This is a genomic window from Pseudomonas sp. FP198, from assembly GCF_030687895.1.
GTDB lineage: Bacteria > Pseudomonadota > Gammaproteobacteria > Pseudomonadales > Pseudomonadaceae > Aquipseudomonas.
The window spans coordinates 406666-432780 of sequence record NZ_CP117452.1 but is presented as its reverse complement, the minus strand read 5'-3'; the positions used below and the strand labels follow the sequence as shown (position 1 = coordinate 432780).

Genomic DNA, 26115 nt, shown 5'->3' with positions numbered 1-26115 from the left:
GGAAAACACCAATGGCCTATCAACAATACGGGTGCCAGGCGCATGACAGCGCCTGGACGACCGCAAAGGAAATATCATGAACAGCCGCTTCAAGTCCTGGCGCAAGGGCCTGGCGTTGACCTTACCGCTGATTGCACTGCTGGCCGGCTGCAACCGCGGCGAAAAGGTCGAGGAGCCCCAGACTCATGCCCTCGCCACTTACGTCAGCGCGCCCTGGGAGGCATTGCCGTCGGTAGCCGATGAAGACCTGCTGGCCGGCTTTGGCGCCTGGCGCAGCGCCTGCACCCGCCTCAAGGCCGATGCGGCCTGGGGGCCGACCTGCGCGGCGGCGGCCAATGTGCCGCAAACCGCCGCGGCGGTACGCAGCTTCCTGAAACAGAACCTCGACGTCTATGGCTTGCGCTCGGGCGACAACAGCCCCAACGGCCTGATTACCGGTTACTACGAGCCGGTCTATCCCGGCAGCCTCACGCAGACCGCGACGGCGAACATCCCGGTCTACGGTGTGCCTGAAGACATGATCGTCGTGGCGCTGGACAGCCTCTACCCGGAGCTCAAGGGCAAGCGTCTGCGCGGGCGTCTCGAAGGCCGCGTGCTGAAACCCTACGACGATGCCAGCACCATCGAGGCCAACGGCGTGAAAGCGCCGGTCATCGCCTGGCTCACCGACCCGATGAACCTGCAATTCCTGCAGATTCAGGGTTCGGGACGCATCCGGCTCGATGACGGCCGCCAGTTGCGCATCGGTTATGCCGACCAGAATGGCCACCCCTACCGGCCCATCGGCCGCTGGCTGGTGGAACAGGGCGAGCTGAAAAAAGAAGACGTGACCATGGGCACCATAAGTGCCTGGGCCAAGGCCCATCCGGAGCGAATCCCCGAGTTGCTGGGCAGCAACCCCAGTTATGTGTTTTTCAACCGCAACCCCGACAGCAACGAAGGCCCGCGAGGCTCGCTGAATGTACCGCTTACCGCCGGCTACAGCGTGGCGGTGGACCGCAAGGTGATTCCGTTGGGCAGCCTGCTGTGGCTGTCGACGACTCGCCCCGATGGCAGCGCCCTGAACCGTCCCGTCGCCGCCCAGGACACAGGGGGTGCGATCTCTGGTGAAGTGCGGGCGGATCTGTTCTGGGGCACCGGGGACGCGGCCGGGCAACTGGCCGGGGACATGAAACAGCAAGGTCAGATCTGGATGTTGTGGCCCAAGGGCATGGCACTGCCGCAAGTGCCACAGGTGGCGAATGCGGTCAGCGCCAATCCTTGAGGAATGAGCTGACAGTGCAATCCCTTCGCGAGCAAGCTCGCTCCCACATGGGATCCGGATTCACTGAGATCCATTGTAGGAGCGAGCCTGCTCGCGAAGAGGCCCGCACAAATATCAAATATTCAACAAACAGCCTCAGACCGAAACAAAGAAGAAACTCAGTACCAACCCTACCCCCACGAACCACACCAGCGAACGCAGGATCGCCCAGTCCGCCAGGTAGCAAATGATGTAGAGCAGGCGGCTGGTGATGAACAGCACCGCCAGCACATTGATGGTGACCAGTTCGGCATTGCCGGCCAGATGCGCGACGATCACGGCGGCGGCAAAAAACGGGGCGATTTCAAAACTGTTCAATTGCGCGGCGTAGGCACGGCGGGGAGCGCCCTCGAGCGAGTCGAGAAAATCCCGGGGGTCGTGGTTATCCTGCAGTCTGTATCTGCCGCCGGCCTTGGCGATGCCGATACACAGGTAAGGCAGGATAAAAGCAATCAAAACGCACCACAGGGCTACCGTCATACCGCATTTCCTTATTGAGTTTTATCGAGAATCGAGCGTCAAGCACCGCTAGAGCTTCATCACAGCATGCCAGCCCGCAGGCTAAGAGTCGCGGCCGGCCGAAAGGTTCTTTCAGGTAGCGCATGCCGAAAAGCACCACCACCGTTATACTGCACCCGACCACGCCGCACTCAGTTGCGCATAGATCAATTCCAATAATTCTGCTGCTGCCCGTTCATTCGAACCAAGGCATCGGCATGCGTATGCCTGATCAGAGCGTCAAGACTACAGACAGAGACCTTGCGCATGCCACTTGCCTTGCTTGCTTTGGCCGTCGCCGCTTTCGGCATCGGCACGACTGAATTCGTCATCATGGGGCTGTTGCCCGATGTCGCCCGTGACCTGGCCGTGAGCATTCCCCACGCCGGGCTGCTGATTACCGGCTATGCGCTGGGGGTGGTATTCGGCGCACCGATCCTGGCGATCGGCACCGCGAACATGCCGCGCAAGGCCACGCTGCTGGGCATGACGCTGATGTTCATTCTCGGCAACGTGCTCTGCGCCCTCGCGCCGAACTACGTCACGCTGATGGCTGCCCGGGTCATTACCGCGCTCTGTCACGGGGCCTTTTTCGGCATCGGGTCGGTGGTGGCCGCCGGGCTGGTAGCACCGAACAAACGGGCCCAGGCGATTGCAATGATGTTCACCGGCCTGACCCTGGCAAATGTGCTGGGCGTGCCACTGGGTACAGCCTTGGGTCAATACGCCGGCTGGCGGTCGACGTTCTGGGCGGTAGCGGTCATCGGCGTCATTGCTGCCATCGCCCAATGGGTGTGGTTGCCCAAGGAAATCCCCATGGACAAGGCCAACCTCGCCAGCGAGTTCAAGGTACTGGGCAAGGCCAACGTGCTGCTGGCGCTGGGTATGAGTGTGCTGGCCTCGACCAGCCTGTTCAGCGTATTCACCTACATCGCACCGATCCTGCAGGACATCACTGGCGTGAGTCCCCACGGCATCACCATCATGCTGTTGTTATTCGGCGTGGGCCTGACGGCGGGCAGTTTCCTTGGCGGGCGCCTGGCCGACCGGCGCCTGTTGCCGTCCCTGGTGGGCATGGCGCTGGCCGTGGTGCTGGTGCTCGCCGCGTTCAGTCAGACCAGCCAATCGGTGATTCCGGCGGCGATCACCCTGGTGTTGTGGGGCGTCTTTGCGTTCGCCCTGTGCCCGATCCTGCAATTGCTGATCATCGACCAGGCCCACGAAGCCCCCAACCTGGGCTCGACCCTGAACCAGAGCGCCTTCAACCTGGGCAACGCGGCCGGCGCCTGGATCGGCGGCCTGGTGGTCGCCAGCGGCGCCGACCTCGCCGATTTGCCGTGGACCGGCGCCCTGGTCGGCGGACTCACCGTACTGACCGCGCTTTACTTCATTTATCGGCAACGTCACGTCGGCGCGGCGGCAGACCTTGCCGACTGAGGGGCGTATTGGTTTCGCTGCGCACCTGGGCGTGGCTGATCAGAGCAAAGATGAAGCTGCCGCCGATGATGTTTCCCGCCAGGGTCGGCGCGGCGAACACCATCCAGAAGTCCTCCCACGACAGCTGCCCGGCAAACACCAGGTAAGACACCTCGGCCGATCCCACGACGATGTGGGTGAAATCCCCGAGCGCCATGAGGTAGGTGATGAGGACAATGATCCACATCTTGGCGTTCTCCATGGAGGGGATCATCCATACCATGGTTGCGATCATCCAGCCGGAAATGATGCCTTTGGCGAACATCTGACCGGCGTCGTTCTCCATCACCTTGCGGCCAATCTCCAGAAAGGCCAGGTCGGTGCGCCGGTCAAAGATCGGCAGGTGCAGCATCACATAGGCCACCAGCAAGGTGCCGCACAGGTTGCCCACCAGCACCACGCCCCATAACCGGAACAACCGGCCGAAGTTGCCCAGCGTGGGTTTGCTCATGATCGGCAGCACCGCCGTCAGGGTGTTTTCGGTAAACAACTGCTGCCGCGCGAGGATCACTGCCAGGAAGCCGGCGCAATAGCCAAAACTGGCGATGACCTTGAAGCCTTCATGGTCCGGCAACCGGGAGTTGAGCAGCCCCATCGCCATCAGCGACAAACCCATCGTCAAACCTGCCGCCAAGGCCGACCACCACAGGGCGGCGACACTGCGCTCCAGCTCCTGATCACCCTGGGTACGTATGATTTCATGCAAGACCGCCGCCCGTGGCGGCTGGTTGCGGTCGACCTCGTGCTGCTCCTCTGCCGAGAGGTCAGGGGTCTTGCCGTCTTTATGAGTGTCCATACAGCTCCTGAACCGGTGGCGTGATGTACCTACGACACGCGGCGCTCGGAGCTGTTCAGTGGTGCCAGGAAATGACCGGCGCCGGTAATGCCGCCTTCGCGAGCAGGCTCGCTCCCACAGAGGATCCGGCGGGGAGGTCTAATCCAATGTGGGAGCGAGCCTGCTCGCGAAGAACACAACGCCGACCCTATTCGACGGCATCGTCCTGGAACTGATCCTTGACGTACTTGATCTCGGTCCGGCCATGGGGCGCGGGCAAGCCGTCTTCGCCGAGATTGACGAAAACCATCTTTTCCACCGTCAGGATGCTCTTGCGAGTGATCTTGTTGCGCACCTCGCAGGTCAGGGTGATGGACGTGCGGCCGAACTCGGTGGCGGTGATGCCCAGTTCGATGATGTCGCCCTGGCGCGAGGCGCTGACAAAGTTGATTTCGGAGATGTATTTGGTGACCACGCGCTGGTTACCGAGCTGGACGATGGCATAGATCGCCGCCTCTTCGTCGATCCAGCGCAGCAGGCTGCCACCGAACAGCGTGCCGTTGGGGTTGAGGTCTTCGGGCTTGACCCATTTGCGGGTGTGGAAATTCATGTTCACTCCTGAGCGTCTGGCCGATGAATGCCCGCATCATGGCAGACCCGGCGGGCAGGCTCTACGTCGCCGCCCCTATGACGATCATCGGCATTTTTGATTTGCCGACAGAAACCCTTTGGAAGATCCGCTTGGCCCGTTATAATCGCCCCCGTTTCACCGGCCCACGCTTTGGGTCGTTCCCGCCACCTGTCCGAGGGGCGCTGCAGCAGGCTCGACCTGTCAGGCTCGGATGGGGCGTTGCTGATACGGGGTTACCCGCACTGGCACTAAACGCACAACGGCGCCCATTCGCATACATTACGAATGGAGGCTCTTCATGAGCGCTGTTATCACGCCTGCAGCTTTTACCGACTACAAAGTCGCCGACATGTCCCTGGCTGCCTGGGGCCGTCGCGAAATCATCATCGCCGAATCCGAAATGCCAGCCCTGATGGGCCTGCGCCGCAAATACTCTGGCGAGCAGCCATTGAAGGGCGCAAAAATCCTCGGCTGCATCCACATGACCATCCAGACCGCCGTGCTGATCGAAACCCTGGTTGCCCTGGGTGCCGAAGTGCGCTGGTCGTCCTGCAACATTTTCTCGACCCAGGATCAGGCCGCTGCCGCCATCGCCGCTGCCGGCATCCCGGTTTTCGCCTGGAAAGGCGAGACCGAGCAAGAGTACGAGTGGTGCCTGGAGCAGACCATCCTCAAGGATGGCCAGCCATGGGACACCAACATGATCCTCGACGACGGCGGCGACCTGACCGAGCTGCTGCACAAGAAATACCCGGCCGTGCTGGACAAGGTCCACGGCGTGACCGAAGAAACCACCACCGGCGTCCACCGTCTGCTGGACATGCTGGCCAAGGGCGAGCTGAAGATCCCGGCCATCAACGTCAACGACTCGGTGACCAAGAGCAAGAACGACAACAAGTACGGCTGCCGTCACAGCCTCAACGACGCCATCAAGCGCGGCACCGACCACTTGCTGTCCGGCAAGCAGGCCCTGGTGATCGGCTACGGTGACGTGGGCAAGGGTTCGGCCCAGTCCCTGCGCCAGGAAGGCATGATCGTCAAGGTGTCCGAAGTCGACCCGATCTGCGCCATGCAGGCCTGCATGGACGGTTTCGAACTGGTTTCGCCGTTCATCGACGGCAACAACGACGGCACAGAAGCCAGCGTCGACAAGGCACTGCTGGGCAAGATCGACCTGATCGTGACCACCACCGGCAACGTCAACGTCTGCGACGCCAACATGCTCAAGGCCCTGAAGAAGCGCGCCGTGGTCTGCAACATCGGTCACTTCGACAATGAAATCGACACCGCTTTCATGCGCAAGAACTGGGCGTGGGAAGAAGTGAAACCACAGGTGCACAAGGTTCACCGCACCGGTACTGGCAGCTTCGACCCGCAGAACGATGACTACCTGATCCTGCTGGCCGAAGGCCGCCTGGTGAACCTGGGCAACGCCACCGGTCACCCGAGCCGCATCATGGACGGCTCGTTCGCCAACCAGGTCCTGGCCCAGATCTTCCTGTTCGGCCAGAAATACGCCGACCTGCCACCGGCGCAGAAAGCCGAACGCCTGACCGTGGAAGTATTGCCGAAGAAGCTCGACGAAGAAGTGGCCCTGGAAATGGTCCGCGGTTTCGGCGGCGTGGTCACCAAGCTGACCAAGCAACAGGCTGACTACATCGGCGTGACCGTCGAAGGCCCGTTCAAGCCGCACGCCTACCGCTACTGATCGGCGCGGCTCCCCCTGCGGGAGCCGGTTCCTTTGTGCGAGCGAGCCTGCTCGCGATGCAGACACCTCGGCCAGCTGCCAGACCGAGGCGATGCCAATCGCGAGCAAGCTCGCTCCCACAAAGAGCCCGAGCGCCTCACCGGCCTACGAGTTTCCAAGGATATGACCATGTCCCAAGAACGTCGCTACAGCTTCGAGTTCTTCCCGACGAAGACCGATGCTGGGCATGAAAAACTGATTGCCACTGCCCGCCAGCTGGCAGGCTACAACCCTGATTTTTTCTCCTGCACCTACGGCGCCGGCGGTTCGACCCGTGACCGCACGATGAATACCGTGCTGCAGCTTGAAAGCGAAGTCAAAGTCCCGGCCGCTCCGCACCTGTCCTGCGTGGGCGATAGCAAGGATGACCTGCGCAGCCTGCTGACCCAGTACAAGGCCGCCGGCATCAAGCGTATCGTCGCCCTGCGCGGCGACCTGCCCTCGGGCATGGGCATGGCCAGCGGTGAACTGCGGCACGCCAACGAGCTCGTCGAGTTCATCCGCCAGGAGACCGGCGAGCACTTTCATATTGAAATCGCCGCGTATCCGGAAATGCATCCGCAAGCACGCAATTTCGAAGACGACCTGAGCAATTTCGTGCGCAAGGCCAACGCCGGCGCCAACAGCGCGATTACCCAGTATTTCTTCAACGCCGACAGCTACTTCTACTTCGTCGAGCGTGTGCGCAAGTTGGGTGTCGATATTCCGGTGGTGCCGGGCATCATGCCGATCACCAACTACAGCAAACTGGCGCGTTTTTCCGACGCTTGCGGCGCGGAAATCCCGCGCTGGATCCGCAAGCAACTGGAAGCCTACGGCGACGACACGGCCAGCATCCAGCGCTTCGGCGAAGAGGTCATCACGCAAATGTGCGAGCGACTGTTGCAAGGTGGCGCGCCGGGCCTGCACTTCTACACGTTGAACCAGGCCGAGCCGAGCCTCGCGGTGTGGAACAACCTCAAGCTGCCGCGCTAGGCACTGGGGTGCCGGTACGCAAAGGCCTTGGTGGAAACCCGGGCCTTTTTCATGCGCCTTGCAGGCAAAGGGCAACCAACCCGCGAGCCAGAGCGCTCTAGCTATTTGATGAGCTCTCATCGTAACCTCAGGCAATGCCCGTCTTTGCCCAACTCCTGACCGCCCTGTTACTCCTGTGCCTGAGCGTTTGCGCCCGGGCCGAAAAGCTGCGCATCGTCACTGAGCCCTGGGCGCCCTACGTCTATGAGGAGAACGGCAAGGCCCTGGGCCTGGACTATGAAACCACCGCCATAGTGTTCAAGCGCCTGGGCGTTGATGTCGAATGGCAGTTCCTGCCATGGAAGCGCTGCCTGGCGATGCTGGAACAGGGGTTGGCAGACGGGGCACTGGATATCTTTCGCAGCGAGGAGCGCGACTCCCTGCTGCTCTACCCGAGCGAACCGCTGTCGGACGTCGAGTTCGTGATGTTCTACGCCAACGCCCGGCCCCATCCGTTTCGCACGCTCGATGAGCTCGACGGACTGACAGTCGGCACGTCTCCGGGTTATCTGTACAGCCAGGCGTTTAGGGAGTCGACCCGGTTCAAGCGGGAAACCGCGCCTACCCACGAAGCCAATTTCGGCAAGTTGCAGTTGGGCCGGATCGACCTGCTCATCACCGACCGCCGAGTGGGCCGGCACGTGCTCAAGGCGCTGCAACTGGGTGACCAGATCAGCGAAAATCCCACGGTCGTGAGCCGTCAAAGCCAATACCTGGCGGTACGGCGCAGCGCCGGCATGGATTTGCTGGTGCAGCGCTTCGGCGCTGAACTCAAGCGCTTCAAGCGCGAACCGGCCTATGCCGAGTTGAGCGCCCGCTATGGTGCCGACCCGGCCGGCAAGGCGGCACCGCAAGACCCGGTACCCCACTGAAATACACCGTTGAGCAGCAGGAAAGCGGCGCGCGGCGATTGCTCTGTTATACTCGGGCCTTCCCGCCAGGCTCACGCCCGGACGCCCGGTCTTGCAAAAGGCATCCCGACACCGCTACAGCGCAGCTTCCAGCCCGCGCGAGCCCTGTCCGGACCCGTCTTCCAGACCCGGCAGGACCGGACGGGATGACGTCTTCCAATGACCGTCATTTGCGCCAGGCAAGACTATCCCATTGGGCCAGGCCCTCACTAAAAACAGGATTACTCATGTCCTTTGCTTCCCTCGGTCTCTCCGAGGCTTTAGTCGGCGCCATCGAAGCCGCCGGCTACACCCAGCCTACCCCGGTGCAACAGCGGGCCATCCCCGCCGTGTTGCAAGGTCGCGACCTGATGGTCGCCGCACAGACAGGTACTGGTAAAACCGGCGGTTTCGCCCTTCCGATCCTGGAGCGGCTGTTCCCCAACGGTCACCCGGACAAATCCCAGCGTCACGGCCCGCGCCAACCCCGCGTGCTGGTCCTGACCCCAACCCGCGAACTGGCGGCCCAGGTCCACGAGAGCTTCAAGGTCTACGCGCGTGACCTGAAGTTCGTCAGCGCCTGCATCTTCGGCGGCGTCGGCATGAACCCGCAGGTCCAGGCCATGGCCCGTGGCGTCGATGTCCTGGTGGCCTGCCCCGGCCGCCTGCTGGACCTGGCCGGCCAGGGCAGCGTCGACTTGTCCCACGTGGAAATCCTCGTGCTGGACGAAGCCGACCGCATGCTCGACATGGGTTTTGTCCATGACGTGAAGAAAGTGCTGGCCCGTTTGCCGGCCAAGCGTCAGAACCTGCTGTTCTCGGCGACGTTCTCCAAGGACATCACTGACCTTGCCGGCAAGCTGCTGCACAACCCGGAACGCATCGAAGTCACGCCGCCGAACACCACGGTCGAGCGCATCGAACAACGCGTGTTCCGCCTGCCGGCCAGCCACAAGCGCGCCCTGCTGGCTCACCTGATCACCATGGGAGCCTGGGAACAGGTCCTGATCTTCACCCGCACCAAGCACGGCGCCAACCGCCTGGCCGAATACCTGGACAAGCACGGCCTGCCGGCTGTGGCGATCCACGGCAACAAGAGCCAGAACGCCCGCACCAAGGCCCTGGCTGACTTCAAGGCCGGCGAGGTGCGGATCCTGGTAGCCACCGACATCGCCGCCCGTGGCCTCGATATCGACCAGTTGCCTCACGTGGTCAACTTCGAGCTGCCGAACGTCGATGAAGATTACGTCCACCGTATCGGTCGTACCGGCCGGGCCGGTCGTTCGGGCGAGGCTATTTCCCTGGTCGCGCCGGATGAAGATAAGTTGCTCAAAAGCATCGAGCGCATGACCAAGCAGAAAATCCCTGACGGCGACCTGATGGGCTTTGATGCCAGCACCATCGAGGCCGAAAAGCCCGAAGTGCGCGAGCGTCCGGATGTGCGCAACCCGCGCAATCCTCGTGGCCCGCGCGGCGACGGTCCGAATGGCGGCGGCGGTGGCGGCGGTCGTAAGGACAAAGGCAAAGACAAGGGCAAGGAAAAATCGGCCAGCAACAGCAACGGTCGCGGCGAACGCCCAGCCCGCGAGCAGAAGCCCCGCGAAGGCACTCCGGCCCGGGAGCAGCAACGCCCGGCCCCACGCGCCGCAGCGGCCGACCGCGCCCCGGACGAGTTCCTGGATGACGATGTGGATAACTTCGGTAACCGCGTCGACTACGTGCCACAGCAGAAGCCGGCCCAGGGTCGCGGTCGCCGTCCGGGCGCCCCGGCACCAGGCGCAGGCGCCGGCGCCCCCCGCAGTGGCCAGCCACAGGGTCGCCAGAACGGACCGCGCAACAGCAACGGCTCGTCCACCGGCACTCCGCCAGGCAAGCGCAGCGGTCCGCGTAATGGCGCCCCCCGTGACGGCCAGGCCCGCCGCGAAGAGTCCCGTCCACGCCGCCCGGCCCGTGCTGATGAGCAGCCTCGTCAGGAACCTGCCGTGCAGAATCCGCGTGGCAACCAGCCGAAAATCATGCACAAGGAATCGAAAGTCGATCGTTTCCCGACGCCTGAGCAGTTGGACCAATTGCCAAGCCGCCCGCGTGGCGAAAAACCCGCGCTGCTGACACGCAATCGCTGAGTTTTCCCAAGCCATGAAAAATGCCCCGGTTCTTGCGAGCCGGGGCATTTTTTTGACCCACACCATTCCAAATGTGGGAGCGAGCTTGCTCGCGATAGCGGCGGCTCAGTCACCATCAATGTGGCAGAACTGACGCCATCGCGAGCAAGCTCGCTCCTACAGGGTTATCTGTGTCGCCAAAATCCGCACAATAAAAAACGCCCCTGGCCGCAAGACCAGGGGCGTTTTTTTGTCAGGCGCGAAAATTACTTCGCCTGAACACCTTCAAACGTCACGTACAGCTCGACCACGTCGGATTTCGGACCCAGGTCTTTCTGCTTGCCGAAGTCGGAACGCTTGATGGTGGTAGTGCCTTCGAAGCCGGCACGGTAGCCACCCCATGGATCCTTACCTTCGCCCAGGAAAGTCGCCTTGACCACGACCGGCTTGGTCACGCCCAGCAGGGTCAGGTCACCGGTCACATCGGCGGTGTTTGCGCCGGTCGACTTGACACTGGTGGACACGAAAGTGGCCTTGCCGAATTTGCTGGCGTTCAGGAAGTCAGCGCTGGCGATGTGCTTGTCACGCTCGGCGTGGTTGGTGAACACGCTGGCGGTATTGACGTTGAATTCGATCTTGCTGGCTTCAGGCTTGGCGGCGTCGAAGCTGAACTTGCCGTCGATATCCTTGAAGGTACCTGTGATGTAGCTGTAGCCCAGGTGGCTGATCTTGAAGTCGACGAAGGCGTGCTGGCCTTCCTTGTCGACCACGTAGTCTGCGGCCATGGCCTGGCCGGCGGACAGCAGGGCAGAACCGATTGCCAGGGCGGCGAGCGTCTTTTTCAACATGCTTTCTATTCCTTTGGAGTCGAGGTTGAACATCAGGCTTGGCGCCCCAGCATGCGCTTGAGGGTCGCGTCACGGTCGATAAAGTGGTGCTTCAATGCTGCCAACGCATGGAGGCCGGAAAAAATTACCAGCGCCCATGCCAGGTAGAAGTGGATCTGGCCGGCGACGTCTGCCTGATCGGGCAGTCCGGACACCAGCGCGGGTACTTCAAACAAACCAAACACCGAGATCCCGACACCGTCTGCGGTGGAAATCAGGTAACCGGCGATCATCACGGCGAACAGCCCGAGATACAGTGCACTATGACCAATCCTGGCGCCGACGCGTGTAAGGCGGCCATAGGTCTCCAGGGTCGGTGGCGGCGGGCTGACGAAACGCCAGATCACTCGCAGCACCATCACCGCCAGCAGCACCAGGCCGATGCTCTTGTGGATGTCCGGCGCGTCTTTGCGCCAGGTGCTGTAATAATCCAGCCCGACCATCCACAGGCCCAGCGCGAACAGCCCATACACCGCCAAGGCAACGGCCCAGTGCGAAACGATGCTGACCCAGCCATAGCGAGAAGAAGAGTTGCGTAGCTGCATTGCTCATATCCTGTAAAAACTGTGACCAAGACTAGCGAGTTATCTATCGAATTAAAGCGGAAAATTTCGCTTTGAAATATCGAGAAATACGATCATCAGTCTGGGACGGGTGCGTTAAGGAAAGATTAAAGCGGATGCGCTGCGTGATGCGGGGGGAGCAGGCCATCAGCTTGGCCGGAAGGCCTCATCGCGAGCAGGCTGGCTCCCACCAGAACCCCGGTTTTTATGAGCCAAAGCCTGTGATTATTAGTTCACTGAGCATTTGGGGTCGTATGGATCGAAGGTGCATTTGTACGCCAACTGAGGGTCCCGTTCTGGAATCATCGGAATCATCAGGGGATCCCGACATTCACCATACACACACCCGTACAGCGAAACCGATACGACCATTGCCATTAGTATTTTCATACGCGCTCCTGTTTTTCGAGGAGCCTAGACTTTTGGCTTGGTGCGCTATATCGCCTGCTTCCGGTTAAAGGGTGGGAAGTTTCCGATATATCGTCTAGCCCTGTAGGACGTCGGCGTAATGATCGACCCGTGGCGAGGGAGCTTGCTCCCGCTCGGCTGCGAAGCAGTCGTAAACCGGCGGGTGCGGTGTGCCTGATGCTCCGCATTCGGCAGGACTGGGGCCGCTTCGCGGCCCAGCGGGAGCAAGCTCCCTCGCCACGGGTTTATTGATTGCCTTAAGTGAACGGCAGCGGTCTTTCAACCTGACGTTACTGAGCCTTCGTCTCAGTAGTTGCCGCCGGCTTGGCGGCGGGTTTCTTCACTGGCTCAGCCTTTTTCACTGGCGCCTTGACCGGGGCCTTTTTAGCCGGGGTCTTGGCCGCCGGCTTCTTCGCCGCTGGCTTGGCCGTGGCTTTCTTGGCTGGCTCGGTCTTCGCCGGCGCCGGCGCGGGTGGTTCCACCGGCGCAGGGGCTGGGACGGGGGCCGGTGCCGGCGCTGGAGGCGGCGCTACCGGCTCGGGAGCCTTGGCCGGCTCCGGCTTCTTGTCGTCATCCGAGCCGCCGAACAGGTTGCTGAAGAAATTGCCTTTCTTCGCCGCCACCGCTCCGGCGGCAGCTGCTGCGGCCGGGGCGACTTTTGCTGGTTCGAACGACTTGCCCGCCGCCAGGTCTTCAACCTGGCTGGCGGCGCGCTGGCCGCTGCGCAGTGCGCCTTCCAGGGTGCCTGGGTACAGCGCGTCGGTGTGTTCGCCGGCAAAGGCTACGCGCTGCAATGGTTTTTCCCACAGGCGCCAGTACTTGCTGATCTGGCCCGGACCAAACGCCAGGTACGCGCCGCCCATGGAAGGGTCGGTGCTGTAGCGGCGGATCTCATAACCGGTGAATGCACCGCGCGCCTGTGGATAAAACGCGTGGAGACGGATCAACACCTGGTCGACCATCTGCTTGTCGCCGAAGGCCTGCATCACCCGTGCGTTGTCGCCCGACAGGTTGATAACAACGTTGGCGCCACCCTTCATGGCTGGCTCGATCCACATCATGCCCAGGCCGGCGTTGCTGTAGATCTCGCCCGACATGCGTGCCTTGCTGTCCCAGACCGGGTTCTTGAACTTGAGCATGATCTGGTCACGCCAGCCGTAGTTGGTGCCTTTGATCGCACCCAGGTGCTGGGCATCCAGGGCCGGGGTCAGCTGGATCTTGTTCAGCGCCCGCAAGGGCACGGCCAGTACAACATAGTCGGCCTGGTAACCGACGCTGCCGACCTTGACGGTGACGCCGTCCTTGTCCTGGGAAATGGCCGACACCGGCGAGCTCGTCTTGATGGTTTTCAGTTGCTTGACGAACGCCTGGGCCAATACCGGGCTGCCACCGAGCAGGCGCGAGGCGCGCAGGTCACGGTCGGACACGCCGCGATAGACGCGGTTCTGCTGGGCGAAATACAGCAACGACAGGCGCGACGGCTCGTCATAGCGCGTGCGGATTTCCTGGTTGACCAACTGTCGGGCGGTGGCCGGCAATTGCAAACGGTCCAACCAGTTGGACACGGTGATCTGGTCGAGCGCGTGTAACGTACTGGTAGCCGTCGGGTTCAGTGGGTCGTCGATGGAACGGGCCAGATCATCCAGGGTGGTTTCGTAGCGCTTGAGCGCTTCGGCGGTCGCCGGCTGCTTGGTCGCCAGGTCGGTGGCAGTAAAATAAGTGCCGTCGATCAGGTAGCTGGGGGTGCGCACGAATTCCGGCGCCGGCGTGGTGCTCAGCTTGAAGGTCGAAACGTACTTGTTCAGTACCGGCTGGACCTTATCGTTACCGATCCACTCGCTGGTGGCCATGCCCGAACGGCCGCCCAGGCTCGGTTTGGCTTCCAGCAGGGTCACGGCCCAGCCCTTGTTCTGCAACTCGTAGGCTGCCGTGAGTCCGGCCAGCCCACCGCCGATGACGATGGCCGTCGGTTGTTTGTCCTTGGCCAGCGCCGAAACGCTGAACAGCCCTATCATCACCAGCGCACAGGCGCGCAGCCAACCAGCAGACATTCAGCGAACTCCGGAATTACGTAAGAATTTTCGGTTTTTCGAGCCAGTCGGCTCCGGGAACGGCGAAGAATACGTCAGCCATCAAAACGCCGCCAGCGACGTCTATCACCTCACTGAAACGGGCGGGTACGACACAATGGGTTGTTCCCCGGCCCGCCATTGCATAGGCTTGCGCGATTGTTTTGCCCGCGCCCGCCGCGAGCCGCCTCGAGGAGACTGTACATGGGCCTGAATAACCAGTGGATGCAGCGCGATCTTGCCGTGTTGTGGCACCCCTGCACCCAGATGAAAGATCACGAACAGCTGCCGCTGATTCCTATCAAGCGCGGCGAAGGCGTGTGGCTGGAGGACTTCGAAGGCAAGCGCTACCTCGATGCGGTGAGTTCCTGGTGGGTCAATGTGTTCGGCCACGCCAACCCGCGCATCAACCAGCGCATCAAGGATCAGGTCGATCAGCTTGAGCATGTGATTCTCGCCGGTTTCAGCCACCAGCCGGTGATCGAGTTGTCCGAACGCCTGGTGAAGATGACGCCCGAAGGCCTGACCCGGTGCTTCTATGCCGATAACGGCTCGTCCTGCATCGAAGTGGCGATGAAGATGAGCTTTCATTACTGGATCAATCGCGGCCAGACCGACAAGAAACGCTTCGTTACCCTGAGCAACAGCTACCACGGCGAAACCATCGCGGCGATGTCGGTGGGCGATGTACCGCTGTTCACCGAAACCTACAAGGCGTTGTTGCTGGACACCATCAAAGTGCCGAGTCCCGACTGTTATCACCGCCCTGAGGGCATGGGCTGGGAAGAACATTCGCGAAACATGTTCGCGGCCATGGAGCAAACCCTGGCCGAGCACCACGACTCGGTGGCGGCGGTGATCGTCGAACCGCTGATCCAGGGCGCCGGCGGCATGCGCATGTATCACCCGGTGTACCTGAAGCTGTTGCGTGAAGCCTGCGACCGCTATGGCGTGCACCTGATCCACGACGAAATCGCGGTCGGCTTCGGCCGCACCGGGACGATGTTTGCCTGCGAACAGGCCGGTATCACGCCAGACTTCCTTTGCCTGTCCAAGGCCCTGACCGGCGGCTACCTGCCGCTGGCGGCGTGCGTGACCACCGATGAGGTCTACAGCGCGTTCTACGACGACTACCCGACCCTGCGCGCCTTCCTGCATTCCCACAGCTACACGGGCAATCCGCTGGCTTGCGCGGCGGCGCTGGCGACCCTGGACATCTTCGAAGACGACAACGTCATCGAAACCAACAAGGTCCTGGCCCAGCGCATGGCCAGCGCCACCGCCCACCTGGTTGATCACCCGCACGTGGCCGAAGTGCGTCAGACCGGCATGGTCCTGGCTATCGAGATGGTCAAGGACAAGGCGAGCAAAACCGCGTACCCATGGCAAGAGCGGCGCGGCCTGACGGTGTTCCAGCACGCGTTGGAACGCGGCGCATTGCTGCGGCCGCTGGGCAGCGTGGTGTATTTCCTGCCGCCGTATGTCATCACGCCGGAGCAGATCGATTTTCTCGCGGAAGTTGCCAGCGAAGGGATCGATATCGCCACCCGGGACAAGGTCAGCGTGGCGGTGCCGAAGGATTTCCACCCGGGGTATCGCGATCCTGGCTGACACGTCTGTGAACGAATTTCTCCGTGGCGAGGGAGCTTGCTCCCGCTCGATTGCGCAGCAATCGCAAGAACAGGGCCGCTTCGCAGCCCAGCGGGAGCAAGCTCCCTCGCCACAAAGGCTTGCTCACCACAAAGCACCCGACCACGCAGCAATGCGCAATCCGATTGTGTAGAGACCAAACATGAGACTCTCCCGCTTCTTCATCGACACCCCCCTGAGCCTCGGCGATCACGAGCTGCCCGAAGCCCAGGCCCACTACATCGGCCGGGTGTTGCGCATGGCCGAGGGCGATGCGGTGCAAGTATTCGACGGCTCCGGCCAGGAGTTTCGCGGAACCCTGGCCGAGGTCGGCAAAAAGCGCGTGCGCGTGCAGCTCGACGAGCAATTTTCCGGACAGGCCGAATCGCCCTTGCGCATTCATCTCGGCCAGGGTCTGTCCCGGGGCGAGCGCATGGATTGGGCGATCCAGAAAGCCACGGAACTGGGCGTCAGCGAGATCACACCGATTTTCACCGAGCGCTGTGAAGTGCGCCTCAAGGACGAACGGGCCGACAAGCGTCTGCTGCACTGGCGCCAGGTGGCGATCAGCGCTTGCGAGCAATGCGGGCGCTCCAGCGTGCCGGTAATCCACCCTCCGCTGCTGCTGGCCGACTGGTTGAAACAGACCGACGCCGAGCTGAAACTGGTCCTGCACCCGGTCGCCGAACCGCTGGTCAGTCATGCCAGGCCGTCGACCCTGGCGTTCCTGATCGGCCCCGAGGGCGGGTTGTCGGATGCTGAAGTCGAACAGGCCAGGACCGCCGGCTACCACGCCGCCCGCCTCGGTCCCCGCGTGCTGCGTACCGAAACCGCGCCGGTGGTGGCGCTGGCGGTGGCGCAGCAGTTGTGGGGAGATTTCTAAGGCTCCGCGACACTGAAGATCACCTGTGGGAGCCCCATCGCGCTAAAGCACATAAAACAGAATCGCCACGAAATGCAAAAGGCTGCCGGCAATAACGAACAGATGCCAGATGCCATGGGCATGGCGCAGGCGATGGTCGAGCGCGAAGAAGATGATGCCGACGGTATACAGCACGCCTCCCGAGGCCAGCCAGGCAAACCCGGCGCTGCCCAGCGCCGCCAGCAGTGGCTTGACCGCCACCAGAACGATCCAGCCCATCACCGCATAGATGACGATCGAGAGGATCCGCGCTTCGGAACGCGGCTTGATTTCCTGCAGGATACCGATCACCGCCAGCCCCCAGACGATTCCGAACAACGTCCAGCCCCACGGCCCGCGCAGCGTTACCAGGCAGAACGGCGTGTAGCTGCCGGCAATCAGCAGATAGATCGAAAAGTGGTCGACCTTCTGCATGATCTCTTTCTTGCGCCCGCGCACGCTGTGATAAACCGTCGAGGCGCTGTAGAGCACCAGCAAGGTGAACCCGTAGATCGCCACGCTGACAATCTTCCACGGATCGCCGGCCATCCCGGCAATCACCAGCAGCCACACCGCACCGATAAACGCCGCGACCGCGCCCACCAGGTGCGTCCAGGCGTTGAGTCGCTCCCCGTGATACATCCAGACCCACCCCCCTATTACGAATTTGGCGCCAAGGCTCAGGCCTGGCGCTTTAAAGTGCAATGTTTTGTACCCACGCAAAACACAAAACCCGTGGCGAGGGGATTTATCCCCGCTGGGCCGCGAAGCGGCCCCAATAGGCCTGAATGCGATCAGCCTGACACGTCGAGGTGACAGGATTTGGGGCTGCCGTGCAGCCCAACGGGGATAAATCCCCTCGCCACAAAGGCAGGTTCGGGCACAATCAGCCCATACGAACAAGAGTCCGCCCCATGCTCATCGACGAAGAATTGACCCTGAAGAAACTCGAGGTGTTCCTGGCGTTCATGCGCACCGGCAACCTGGCGCGGGCGGCGGTCGAGTTGCAGACCAGCAATGTCAGCGTGCATCGGGCCATTCACTCGCTGGAGAGCGCGTTGCGCTGTCCGTTGTTCAAGCACGAAGGCCGCAATCTCACGCCGCTGGAAAGCGCCTATGTGCTGGAGGAGCGCGCGCAGAAGCTGATTCAGGACGTGGTCGAAAGCGTACGCCTGACCCGCGAGGCGGCCGGCTTTTCCGCCGAGCGATTCAAGCTGGGATCTTTGTATTCACTGACCGTCAAGACCGTGCCGCAACTGATCATGGGCCTGAAGATCCGGCGCAGCGAGCTCAACATCGACCTGATCATGGGCTCCAACATCGACCTGTTGTACAAACTCAAGAACATGGAAGTCGATGCGATCCTGGTGTCGCTGGATGACAGTGTCAACGACCCGGACTGCGAGCAGATCGCGCTGTTCTCCGATGATATTTTCCTCGCCACGCCCGCCGACTCGCCCTTCGCCCAACGCAGCGAGGTCGACCTGGCTGAAGTTCGCGACGAGACCTTCATCACCCTGACCCAAGGCTTCGCCACGCACCAGGACGGTATCCGGGTGTTCAGGCAGGCGGGGTTCGAGCCGAAGGTGGCGATGCAGGTCAACGACATCTTCACCCTGCTGAGCATGGTCAGCTCCGGGGTGGGTTATGCCCTGCTCCCCGGCCGGATCGCGGCGGTGTATGAGAACCGGGTGAAACTGATCCCGTTGCAGGAAAAGTACCGGTTGCAGCAGCACATCGGCGTGGTGTTCCTCAAGGCCAAGGAGCGCGACCCGAACCTGCTGGCGTTGTTGGCGGAATGCCGGATGTATGCCAATCGCCAGGCCTGAAACCGAGTCGCGCCTTTCGCGAGCAGGCTCGCTCCCACACGGGTAAATCCAATCAATGTGGGAGCGAGCCTGCTCGCGAAGGCGCCAGCGCGGTGAGCGAAAAGCCGAAGCCCTACCCCATCAGTCCCCGCATGATCAGGAACAACAGCGAAGGCCCGAGCAAGCAGCCAAGCGCGGTATAGAACGCCGCCGTCAGGCAACCATACGGAACGAGCTTGGGATCGGTCGCCGCGAGGCCGCCGGCGACGCCGCTGGAGGTGCCCATCAGCCCACCAAAGATCACCGCGCTACGAGGATTGTTGAGGCCGATGAGCGGCGCCACGAACGGCGTCGCCACCATGACCAGGATCGCCTTGATCAACCCGGCCGCAATCGACAACGCCATTACCTCGGAACTGGCCCCGATGGCCGCCCCGGTCACTGGCCCGACGATATAGGTGACCGCTCCGGCACCGATCGTGGTCAGGCTCACCACATCGGTATAACCGAAGGCCATCGCCACGCCGACGCCGGCAATGAACGAGGTGCCGACTCCGACGAACAACGCCAGCACCCCAACGAAACCGGCGCGCTTGAGCTCCTCGACACTCACGCCGAACGCCGTGGCGACAATCGCGAAATCCCGCAGCATGGCGCCGCCCAGCAAACCAATCCCGGAAAGCAGTGGAATGTCCACCACACCTTTTTGCCCCCCGGTCATTGCACCGCCGATGTAGGAGAGCACCAACCCCAGCAGGATCGCGATGGCCGAACCATGCAGGCGGCCTTTGGTGAAGGTATTGCTGATCCAGTAGGACACCCACATGGTGATGCCGACAATGGCAAATCCGCTGATCAGACCGTAGCCGGTGATGACTTTCATCATGGATTCGTACATGGCAATCACCCGACCGTCTTGACGGAAACATCGGCCTGCGGGTCCTTGTTGCCGATGCGTACCAGCACCGGCACCAACGCAAAGGCAACCACCACCGCCAGGGTCCCGGCCAGGATCGCCATCGGCCCGCCTTTCAGTGCGCCATAGACGTTTTGCTGGGCCGCCATCGCCACCACGATCGGAATGTAGATGGCGCTCCAGAACTCCACGCCAGCTTCGGATTTGCCCTTGAACAAGCCGCGCTTGTTCAAGTAGCTGCCCAGGCCGATCAGCAACAGCATTGCAATGCCGACGCCACCGACGTTGGCCGGTACGCCAATCAGTTTGCCCAGCAGCTCACCGATGAAAATGCCCACCAGGGTACAAAAAGCCAGAAACGCCACACCATAGATAATCATTGTTGTAGTCCTCAAAGTGCATCGTCGAAGTTGTTGTTTTTGTGCTTCGCCAGCTTGAGTCGGTGTCTAGGGTCGGCGGCTTCCCTCCTCTTGCAACAGCGCTTGCAGGGTGTCGAGTCGCGCGCCGTCATAGGCCATGACGGTGCCCTGCTCGAATACCCGGCGCGCCAGCCCGGTCAACACCGCGCCGGGCGGCAACTCGATCTGCAGGCGCACGCCACGCTCGTAGGCGCTTTGCACCGTGCCGCGCCAGTCGACGACGCGGCACATGTTGAAGGCCAGGTCGTCGCGCAGCGCGTCGGCCTTTATCACCGGTCGGGCGCGACTGCCGCTGAGATAGCCCAGCGCCGGAGTTTTCAAGGGTACTTCGGCAAAGGCCTGGGCCAACGTCCGCGCCGGAGCCTCCAGCAACGGGCAGTGGGACGGTACGCTGACCGCCAACCGGCAGGCCTTGCCGGCACCCTGGCTGCGAGCCCGTTCGGCGACGCAGCCCATGGCTTCATCACTGCCGGCGATAACCACCTGGTTATCGGCGTTGATGTTGGCCAGGTACACCGGTGTTGTTGCGCTGTGCACCTGGGCGAGCAAGGTTTCCACGGCCGCGAGGTCCAGGCCGATGATTGCGGTCATGCCGTAGCCATGCGGATACGCCTGCTGCATCAGTTCACCGCGCAGGCTGACCAGTCGCAACGCGTCCCCGAACCCCAGCGCCCCGGCCACGACCGCCGCCGGGTACGCGCCGATGGAAAGCCCCGCTACGTAATCCGGCGCAGGGGCCTGTTCCAGCAATCGACGGGAAGCGGCCACACCGGCGATCAACAGGCACAGCTGCACGGCGCGAGTCGACCGCAGCGCCTGGGCAGTGTCGAGCTGCAAGACATCCTCCCCGAGCACGTCACTCGCCTCGTCCAGAATCTGCGGCGCCAAGCCATGGAGCATGCCCACGCGCTGTGCACCCTGGCCGGGGAAAACCAGGAGGCTGCTCACGCGACCTGCTCCCACGATGGCTGCCATGGATCGCTGACCAATCGTGCCTGGATATCATCCTTGAGCAAGACCCGACGCGACGAACCCGCCCACTCGCGCAGGGCGACGGCGCCGCAGGGCGTCTGCAACTGCATGTCCACGGCGCAGACCGAGGCGTCCAGCTGCGCCAGCAGGTTCCTGGCCTGAAGGCGATCCAGGCGGTGCGGCGTCCTCAGTATCAAGTCCAGGTCGCTGTGTTCATGCAGCGCCTCGATGCCGGTAGCAAGCTCAAACCCGGCACTACCACTGACGCCCCAGGCCCAGCCACTGGCGTCAAGCAACGGGCGCAACTCGGCCAGCGCGTGCAAGGCCGGCAGGTCGCGCGGGGATTGAACATGGCAGAGGTCCTCCGGGCGCACCCGGCGCTGGATCGCCGCCAGCGGCATCGATGTGGCGTAACGCTGCTCCCGGGATCGGCCACGTACGCCCACGGCGATGTGTCCAGGCGAGGACCGCGCGCGGCGCACCACGACCGGTTGCCCAAGGTCGAGCGACTCGACAGCCCAGCCCGGCGCATCCGCAGGCAACTGCAAGGCAGTCATCCCCCAGAGCAGGTCATGGGCCAGGAGCATGCTCACCATTGCGCCCTCAACAATTGCCGGACGTGGCTGGACGCTGCCCGGTGAACAGCGCCCAGGCGACCGCTGAGATCCCGAGGCGTGCCCGCCACGTCATTGATCGCCTGGAGCAAACAGTCGCTAACCCGCGCCAGATCCGCCGCCGTCGGCTGCTCGATCTGTTCTACCGACAAGGTCTCCCAGAGCAGTCCCAGGCTGGCGAAGCTGTCAATGTCGTAGGCCATCGGCGGCACGCTGGCGGCCAGGGCTTCGAGTTCCTCGACGCTGCGCAGGGTGACCCGCGCTGCCGAAGCCTTGCCCATCGCATGGACCATCACGCCCGGGTCGCGCAAGGCGATCAACCGGTTGGCCTGGTAGCCGTGGGCGAGGAACGCACCGGACATCGCCTTGCCCACCAGCAAGCCGATCACCGGATGCCCGGCCAGTCGGGCGCGGGCATAACTGTCCGCCGCGCCGGCCAATGCCTGATGAATGCCCAGCGCTTCTTCCCGCCGACCGTAGGCCTGGCTCGGCACATCGACAATGGCGATGAGCGCACGTTTGCTGGCCGCGTTGCGATCGGCCGCGATGGCGTCGTCCACGGCTTTGGCCAGGCCCCAGCCTTCGAGCAAACCGACTTCGCCATTGCGCGCCCGAGGGAAACGGTTGGCGGGATCGGCCACGACAGCCAACAGACGCGCAGTGTGTTCGCCGAGTTGGACATCGGCCACTTTCAGCGAAGCGGGCAAGCCTTCCAACGGTTTGACGCCACCGCTCAAGGCCTCGAACCAGCGCAGGCCCCTCAAAGAATACGTATTCATGGACGTTCTCCCTGATACAACTGGCGAACCGCTGCCGGTTCGATTTGCACCTCAGTGTCCAGGCGCGACAGGCGCTGGAGGAACAATCTGGCTTGGCCACTGCGGTGTTCAGTGGGCACACCCAGATGCAACAGTTCGCTGACCTGACGACGAATCTGCGCCACGTCATCGGCGACGTAGCGGTCCACCAGCCCGGTCGCGAAACGTTGTTCGCCACCGGTCAGGCTCCAGATGAACGGACGGTCGCGGGAGTCGTACTCATCGATGCCGGCTTCCTGCTCGATCACCTGCGGGCCGTTCAGCCCCAGCCGCGCTTCCTGCGTCACCAGCAGATAACTGCACAGCCCGGCAGCGATGGACATGCCGCCAAAACAGCCGACGCTGCCAGCGACCACGCCGACCACCGGCTGGTATTGGCGCAGGTCGATAATCGCCGAATGGATCTCGGCAATCGCCGCCAGCCCGAGGTTGGCTTCCTGCAACCGCACGCCGCCGGTCTCCAGCAGCAGCACGGCCCGGGTCGGGATGCCTTTGCGATTGTCCTCGGCCGCCAGCTCGAGGGCACCGGCGATCTTTGCCCCGCCGACTTCACCGAGGCTGCCGCCCTGGAACGCGCCTTCAATGGCGGCGATGACCACCGGCAAACCGTCGAGCTCGCCCTTGGCGATCACCACCCCATCGTCGCTTTGCGGGACCACACCCTGGCGCAGTAGCCACGGCGACATGATCCGCTGGAACGGGTCGAGCAGTTCGCGGAACGTACCGTCATCGAGCAAGGCCCTGGCCCGTTGCCGGGCACCGAGCTCGACGAAACTGTGCTTGTTGAGCAACGCTGCGCTGTCAGTCATGGCCGATCTCCTCGAAGCCTTGTTCCAGGCGCAAACGCACCACGCCGGGGGTGGCGCCGAAATCGTGGATTTCAATGGCCATCGCGGGAGGCGTCTGGCCGTCGAACATGCGCGCGAACAAGTGCTGCCAGCGTTGCTCGCTGCCATTGACCGAGGTCTGCACCTGGATGGTCAGCTTGCCCGCCAGCCCGGGTTCGATCAGCACTTCGAGATCGCCCGAGCCGACGCAGCCGACCAGTGCCCGGCCCCGTGGCGGCTGCCCGGCGGTGAATTCAAAGGATAAGGTTTGCATCAGCACACTCCTGGAAAGAGGCCATCACCGCGCTCGATACGGTCGAGGAACAGGCAGGCGGCGAGCAGGTCGGCGGCGCCGCCGGGCGAGGCGTTCAAGGCAATCAGTTGTTGGTCCAGCGAATGCAACTGGCGGCGACCGCCCAGGCTCGCACTGCCGCCGGCGTCGAGCACCGCTCTGGCGCCCTGTTGCATGGCTTGGAGCCCCGCTTCGCCGGCGCGATAGAGCACGCAGGTGTCGGCCAGGCGGGTCATGATCGCCAGCAAGGCGTCGAGGCGGGCGTTCTGTTCGCCGACGCCCGCCGCGCGGCTGCGCTTGAGTTGCGGCAGGCCCAGGGTTGTCACCGCCGGAAATGCCAGTTGCGCTTCCTCGCGGGCACCGCGTGCGCCGTAGCGCTGGGCCACTTGGGCGCCATGGCTCAAGGGTTGAGGCGCATGACGATCGTTGAGCAAGGCCAGGCGGGCGGCACGCAACGTGACGGCGCCAGCGCCATTGGATTCAGGTTCCAGCGCCGCTGCGGCGACCAACAGGCCCAAGGCCCAGATCGCGCCCCGGTGAGTATTCACACCGCCAGTGGTGACGAGCATCGCGGCTTCACCTTCCCGGCCGATGCGCCCCACGACTTCACGCAGCGGCAAGCCGATCTCGCCGCACTCGAGCGCGGCCTCGGCCATTTCCTTGAACGCCGGCCACAGCGACAACGCCGAAGCGTGCATCAGGCCCAGGTGCAGATCGGTGTGGGCGCCGTTGCCCCGGCGGTCCACCAGCGCGGGCTTGGGCGACAGGTCAGCCTCGTCGATCAACGCGTCCACCGCGAGGTCGGCCAGACGTTCAGCCAGGGATAAGGTTTTCGGTTGCAGATTCAGGGCGCGCATTTACCAACTCCTGAACTTGGCGGGTGGGTTGTAGAGGCCACCGGACCATTCCACCAGATCGGCCACACTCTTGGCCGCGAGCAATTCGCGGGTGGCGTCGGTGCGACGGATACCGAGGTCTTCGGGCAAGGCGATCAGCCCTTCGCGACGCATGCGCGCGGTGTCTTTCGGGTCGTGACGCAGGCCGATGGCGGTGACCCCGGCCACGGCCGCGATCATCGCCTGGCGTTCTTCCAGGGAGCGGGCCTTGTACAGATAGGCGATGCCTTCTTCGGTCAGCAAATGGGTGACGTCGTCGCCGTAGATCATGATCGGCGCCAGGGGCATGCCGGCTTTCTTCGCCACGTCCACCGCGTCGAGGGTGTCGACGAAGGTCGGTTTGCCGCCCTCCTGGAACGTCTCGACCATTTGCACCACCAGTTTCTTGCCGCGTTCGAGCAGCGGCGCCTCGCCGTCGCCATGACGCATGTCGAGCCAGGCCGGCGTGCCGTGGCGGCGACCGCGCGGGTCGTGGCCCATGTTCGGCGCACCGCCGAAACCGGCCAGTCGGCCACGGGTCACGGTGGAGGAATGACCGTCGCCGTCCACCTGCAACGTGGCGCCGATGAACAGGTCCACCGCGTATTGCCCGGCCAGTTGGCAAACCATTCGATTGGAACGCAGCGAACCGTCGTGCCCGGTAAAAAACACATCAGGCCGGGCGGCGATGTAGTTTTCCATGCCCAATTCGGTGCCGAAGCAATGCACGCTCTCGACCCAGCCGCTTTCGATGGCGGGGATCAGCGTCGGGTGCGGATTGAGCGTCCAGTTGCGGCAGATCTTGCCTTTCAGGCCGAGTGATTCGCCGTAGGTCGGCAGGATCAATTCGATAGCGGCGGTGTTGAAACCGATGCCGTGGTTGAGCGACTGGACGTTGTGTTTTTCGTAGATCCCGCGAATCGCCATCATCGCCATCAAGACATGCACAGGCTTGATGTGGCGCGGGTCGCGAGTGAACAGCGGCTCGATGTAGAACGGCTTGTCGGCCACCACCACGAAGTCGACCCAGGATGCTGGAATGTCTACGCGGGGCAGGTCGCTGACGTCGTCCACCAACTGATTGACCTGGACGATGACGATGCCGTCGCTGAACGCCGCCGGTTCGATCAGCGCCGGGGTGTCTTCGGTGCTGGGACCGGTGTAGATATTGCCGGCGCGGTCGGCCATGAAACCGGCCGAAAGCACCACGTTGGGAATCAGGTCGACCACCAGCCGGGCGTAGAGCTCGATGTAGGTGTGGATCGCGCCGATTTCCAGCAGGCCGTCTTCCAGCAATTGGCTGATGCGCAGGCTCTGCGTGCCGGCGAAGGAGAAATCCAGCTTGCGGGCGATGCCGCGTTCGAACAGGTCCAGGTGCTCGGACCGGCCGACGCTGGGCATGATCATGTGCAAGTCATGCAGCTTGCCCGGATCGGTCTTCGCCAGGGAACGGGACAGGAAATCCGCCTGCTTCTGGTTATTGCCCTCCAGCACCACACGGTCGCCAGGCAGGATCAACGCCTCCAGCGCCGCGACGATCTTGTCGGTGGGCAGCACCACACCGTCGGCAAGCCCTTTTACCAACGCCAGGCGCCGCTGCTTTTCGCTGCGCCGCCGCGTCCATCGCGAGTCGGGGGATATTGTTGTTGTCATGACCACTCCACGGGTTCGCTGTCGTGGA

At 62.8% G+C, this 26115-nt stretch carries 24 protein-coding genes, 2 pseudogenes and 1 riboswitch; of the genes and pseudogenes, 9 read left to right on the top strand and 17 right to left on the bottom strand.

The window, feature by feature from the left end; translation table 11 throughout:
• The first annotated feature begins 76 nt into the window (after positions 1 to 76).
• Positions 77 to 1264 carry a murein transglycosylase A gene (locus PSH78_RS02090; RefSeq protein WP_305498230.1) on the top strand — a complete coding sequence of 396 codons (1188 nt, stop codon included), beginning with the start codon at positions 77 to 79 and terminating at the stop codon, positions 1262 to 1264.
• A gap of 135 nt (positions 1265 to 1399) precedes the next feature.
• On the opposite strand, the gene PSH78_RS02085 is transcribed toward PSH78_RS02090, so the two are convergent.
• Entirely contained in the window at positions 1400 to 1783 is a 384-nt protein-coding gene (locus PSH78_RS02085) for an MAPEG family protein (RefSeq protein WP_249877090.1), read from the bottom strand.
• Between the two features lie 70 nt (positions 1784 to 1853).
• Positions 1854 to 1934: pseudogene (locus PSH78_RS02080) on the bottom strand (EamA family transporter); the annotation flags it as partial.
• A 134-nt stretch (positions 1935 to 2068) separates the two neighbouring features.
• On the opposite strand from PSH78_RS02080, the gene PSH78_RS02075 reads away from it, so the two are divergent.
• On the top strand, positions 2069 to 3238 hold the full coding sequence (locus PSH78_RS02075) for an MFS transporter (RefSeq protein ID WP_305498227.1): 1170 nt from the start codon (positions 2069 to 2071) through the stop codon (positions 3236 to 3238).
• On the opposite strand, the gene PSH78_RS02070 is transcribed toward PSH78_RS02075, so the two are convergent.
• Both PSH78_RS02070 and PSH78_RS02065 read right to left on the bottom strand, forming a co-directional pair.
• Entirely contained in the window at positions 3189 to 4073 is an 885-nt protein-coding gene (locus PSH78_RS02070) for a formate/nitrite transporter family protein (protein WP_305498226.1), read from the bottom strand. The two genes, PSH78_RS02075 and PSH78_RS02070, sit on opposite strands and share 50 nt — an antisense overlap.
• Before the next feature lie 187 nt (positions 4074 to 4260).
• Entirely contained in the window at positions 4261 to 4662 is a 402-nt protein-coding gene (locus PSH78_RS02065) for an acyl-CoA thioesterase (RefSeq protein ID WP_305498224.1), read from the bottom strand.
• 189 nt (positions 4663 to 4851) lie between these two features.
• A riboswitch (S-adenosyl-L-homocysteine riboswitch) is annotated at positions 4852 to 4958 on the top strand.
• Between the two features lie 23 nt (positions 4959 to 4981).
• On the opposite strand from PSH78_RS02065, the gene ahcY reads away from it, so the two are divergent.
• The 4 genes and pseudogenes from ahcY to PSH78_RS02045 all read left to right on the top strand — a co-directional run bounded on the left by ahcY (position 4982) and on the right by PSH78_RS02045 (position 10457).
• Positions 4982 to 6391 carry an adenosylhomocysteinase gene (ahcY, locus tag PSH78_RS02060; protein WP_305498222.1) on the top strand — a complete coding sequence of 470 codons (1410 nt, stop codon included), beginning with the start codon at positions 4982 to 4984 and terminating at the stop codon, positions 6389 to 6391.
• Positions 6392 to 6559: 168 nt separating this feature from the next.
• Entirely contained in the window at positions 6560 to 7405 is an 846-nt protein-coding gene (metF, locus tag PSH78_RS02055) for a methylenetetrahydrofolate reductase [NAD(P)H] (protein WP_305498220.1), read from the top strand.
• Between the two features lie 134 nt (positions 7406 to 7539).
• Positions 7540 to 8351, top strand: a pseudogene (locus PSH78_RS02050) (substrate-binding periplasmic protein); the annotation flags it as partial.
• 231 nt (positions 8352 to 8582) lie between these two features.
• A complete protein-coding gene (locus PSH78_RS02045; protein WP_305498216.1) occupies positions 8583 to 10457 on the top strand; it encodes a DEAD/DEAH box helicase in 1875 nt (624 codons plus the stop codon).
• Between the two features lie 245 nt (positions 10458 to 10702).
• Here PSH78_RS02045 and PSH78_RS02040 read toward each other — a convergent pair whose 3' ends face one another.
• From PSH78_RS02040 to PSH78_RS02030, 3 genes are all read right to left on the bottom strand, one after another.
• Positions 10703 to 11284 (bottom strand): YceI family protein, encoded by a 582-nt coding sequence (locus PSH78_RS02040; RefSeq protein WP_305498214.1) that lies wholly within the window; start codon positions 11282 to 11284, stop codon positions 10703 to 10705.
• Positions 11285 to 11316: 32 nt separating this feature from the next.
• Positions 11317 to 11868 carry a cytochrome b gene (locus PSH78_RS02035; protein ID WP_305498213.1) on the bottom strand — a complete coding sequence of 184 codons (552 nt, stop codon included), beginning with the start codon at positions 11866 to 11868 and terminating at the stop codon, positions 11317 to 11319.
• Positions 11869 to 12584: 716 nt separating this feature from the next.
• Complete coding sequence (locus PSH78_RS02030) at positions 12585 to 14345, bottom strand: flavin monoamine oxidase family protein (RefSeq protein ID WP_305498211.1); 1761 nt, start codon at positions 14343 to 14345, stop codon at positions 12585 to 12587.
• 222 nt (positions 14346 to 14567) lie between these two features.
• Here PSH78_RS02030 and PSH78_RS02025 point away from each other — a divergent pair, with 222 nt between their 5' ends.
• Positions 14568 to 15974, top strand: a complete 1407-nt coding sequence (locus PSH78_RS02025) for an adenosylmethionine--8-amino-7-oxononanoate transaminase (RefSeq protein WP_305498210.1) — start codon at positions 14568 to 14570, stop codon at positions 15972 to 15974.
• A 181-nt stretch (positions 15975 to 16155) separates the two neighbouring features.
• Positions 16156 to 16875, top strand: coding sequence for a 16S rRNA (uracil(1498)-N(3))-methyltransferase (locus PSH78_RS02020; RefSeq protein WP_305498209.1), 720 nt, complete (start codon positions 16156 to 16158; stop codon positions 16873 to 16875).
• A 42-nt stretch (positions 16876 to 16917) separates the two neighbouring features.
• Here the strand turns inward: PSH78_RS02020 and PSH78_RS02015 are convergent, their stop codons facing one another.
• Positions 16918 to 17535: a hemolysin III family protein gene (locus PSH78_RS02015; RefSeq protein WP_305498208.1), complete on the bottom strand. Its 618-nt coding sequence runs from the start codon at positions 17533 to 17535 to the stop codon at positions 16918 to 16920.
• A 272-nt stretch (positions 17536 to 17807) separates the two neighbouring features.
• Between PSH78_RS02015 and PSH78_RS02010 the strand changes: the two genes are divergently transcribed.
• Positions 17808 to 18722 carry a LysR substrate-binding domain-containing protein gene (locus PSH78_RS02010; protein WP_305498207.1) on the top strand — a complete coding sequence of 305 codons (915 nt, stop codon included), beginning with the start codon at positions 17808 to 17810 and terminating at the stop codon, positions 18720 to 18722.
• Between the two features lie 112 nt (positions 18723 to 18834).
• Here PSH78_RS02010 and madM read toward each other — a convergent pair whose 3' ends face one another.
• The 9 genes from madM to mdcA all read right to left on the bottom strand — a co-directional run bounded on the left by madM (position 18835) and on the right by mdcA (position 26087).
• A complete protein-coding gene (gene madM / locus PSH78_RS02005; RefSeq protein WP_014340652.1) occupies positions 18835 to 19599 on the bottom strand; it encodes a malonate transporter subunit MadM in 765 nt (254 codons plus the stop codon).
• Positions 19600 to 19604: 5 nt separating this feature from the next.
• Positions 19605 to 19997: a malonate transporter subunit MadL gene (gene madL / locus PSH78_RS02000; protein WP_305498206.1), complete on the bottom strand. Its 393-nt coding sequence runs from the start codon at positions 19995 to 19997 to the stop codon at positions 19605 to 19607.
• A 66-nt stretch (positions 19998 to 20063) separates the two neighbouring features.
• Positions 20064 to 20984: a malonate decarboxylase subunit epsilon gene (gene mdcH / locus PSH78_RS01995; protein WP_305498205.1), complete on the bottom strand. Its 921-nt coding sequence runs from the start codon at positions 20982 to 20984 to the stop codon at positions 20064 to 20066.
• Positions 20981 to 21604, bottom strand: coding sequence for a malonate decarboxylase holo-ACP synthase (locus tag PSH78_RS01990; RefSeq protein ID WP_305498203.1), 624 nt, complete (start codon positions 21602 to 21604; stop codon positions 20981 to 20983). The genes mdcH and PSH78_RS01990 overlap by 4 nt, the downstream gene beginning before the upstream one ends.
• Positions 21598 to 22401, bottom strand: a complete 804-nt coding sequence (gene mdcE, locus PSH78_RS01985) for a biotin-independent malonate decarboxylase subunit gamma (protein WP_305498202.1) — start codon at positions 22399 to 22401, stop codon at positions 21598 to 21600. The genes PSH78_RS01990 and mdcE overlap by 7 nt, the downstream gene beginning before the upstream one ends.
• Complete coding sequence (locus PSH78_RS01980) at positions 22398 to 23249, bottom strand: biotin-independent malonate decarboxylase subunit beta (RefSeq protein WP_305498201.1); 852 nt, start codon at positions 23247 to 23249, stop codon at positions 22398 to 22400. Before PSH78_RS01980 ends, mdcE begins: the two co-directional genes overlap by 4 nt.
• Positions 23242 to 23541, bottom strand: coding sequence for a malonate decarboxylase subunit delta (locus PSH78_RS01975; protein WP_305498200.1), 300 nt, complete (start codon positions 23539 to 23541; stop codon positions 23242 to 23244). Before PSH78_RS01975 ends, PSH78_RS01980 begins: the two co-directional genes overlap by 8 nt.
• Entirely contained in the window at positions 23541 to 24416 is an 876-nt protein-coding gene (locus PSH78_RS01970) for a triphosphoribosyl-dephospho-CoA synthase (protein WP_305498199.1), read from the bottom strand. The genes PSH78_RS01975 and PSH78_RS01970 overlap by 1 nt, the downstream gene beginning before the upstream one ends.
• Positions 24417 to 26087, bottom strand: coding sequence for a malonate decarboxylase subunit alpha (mdcA, locus tag PSH78_RS01965; protein ID WP_305498198.1), 1671 nt, complete (start codon positions 26085 to 26087; stop codon positions 24417 to 24419).
• Positions 26088 to 26115: the final 28 nt, after the last annotated feature.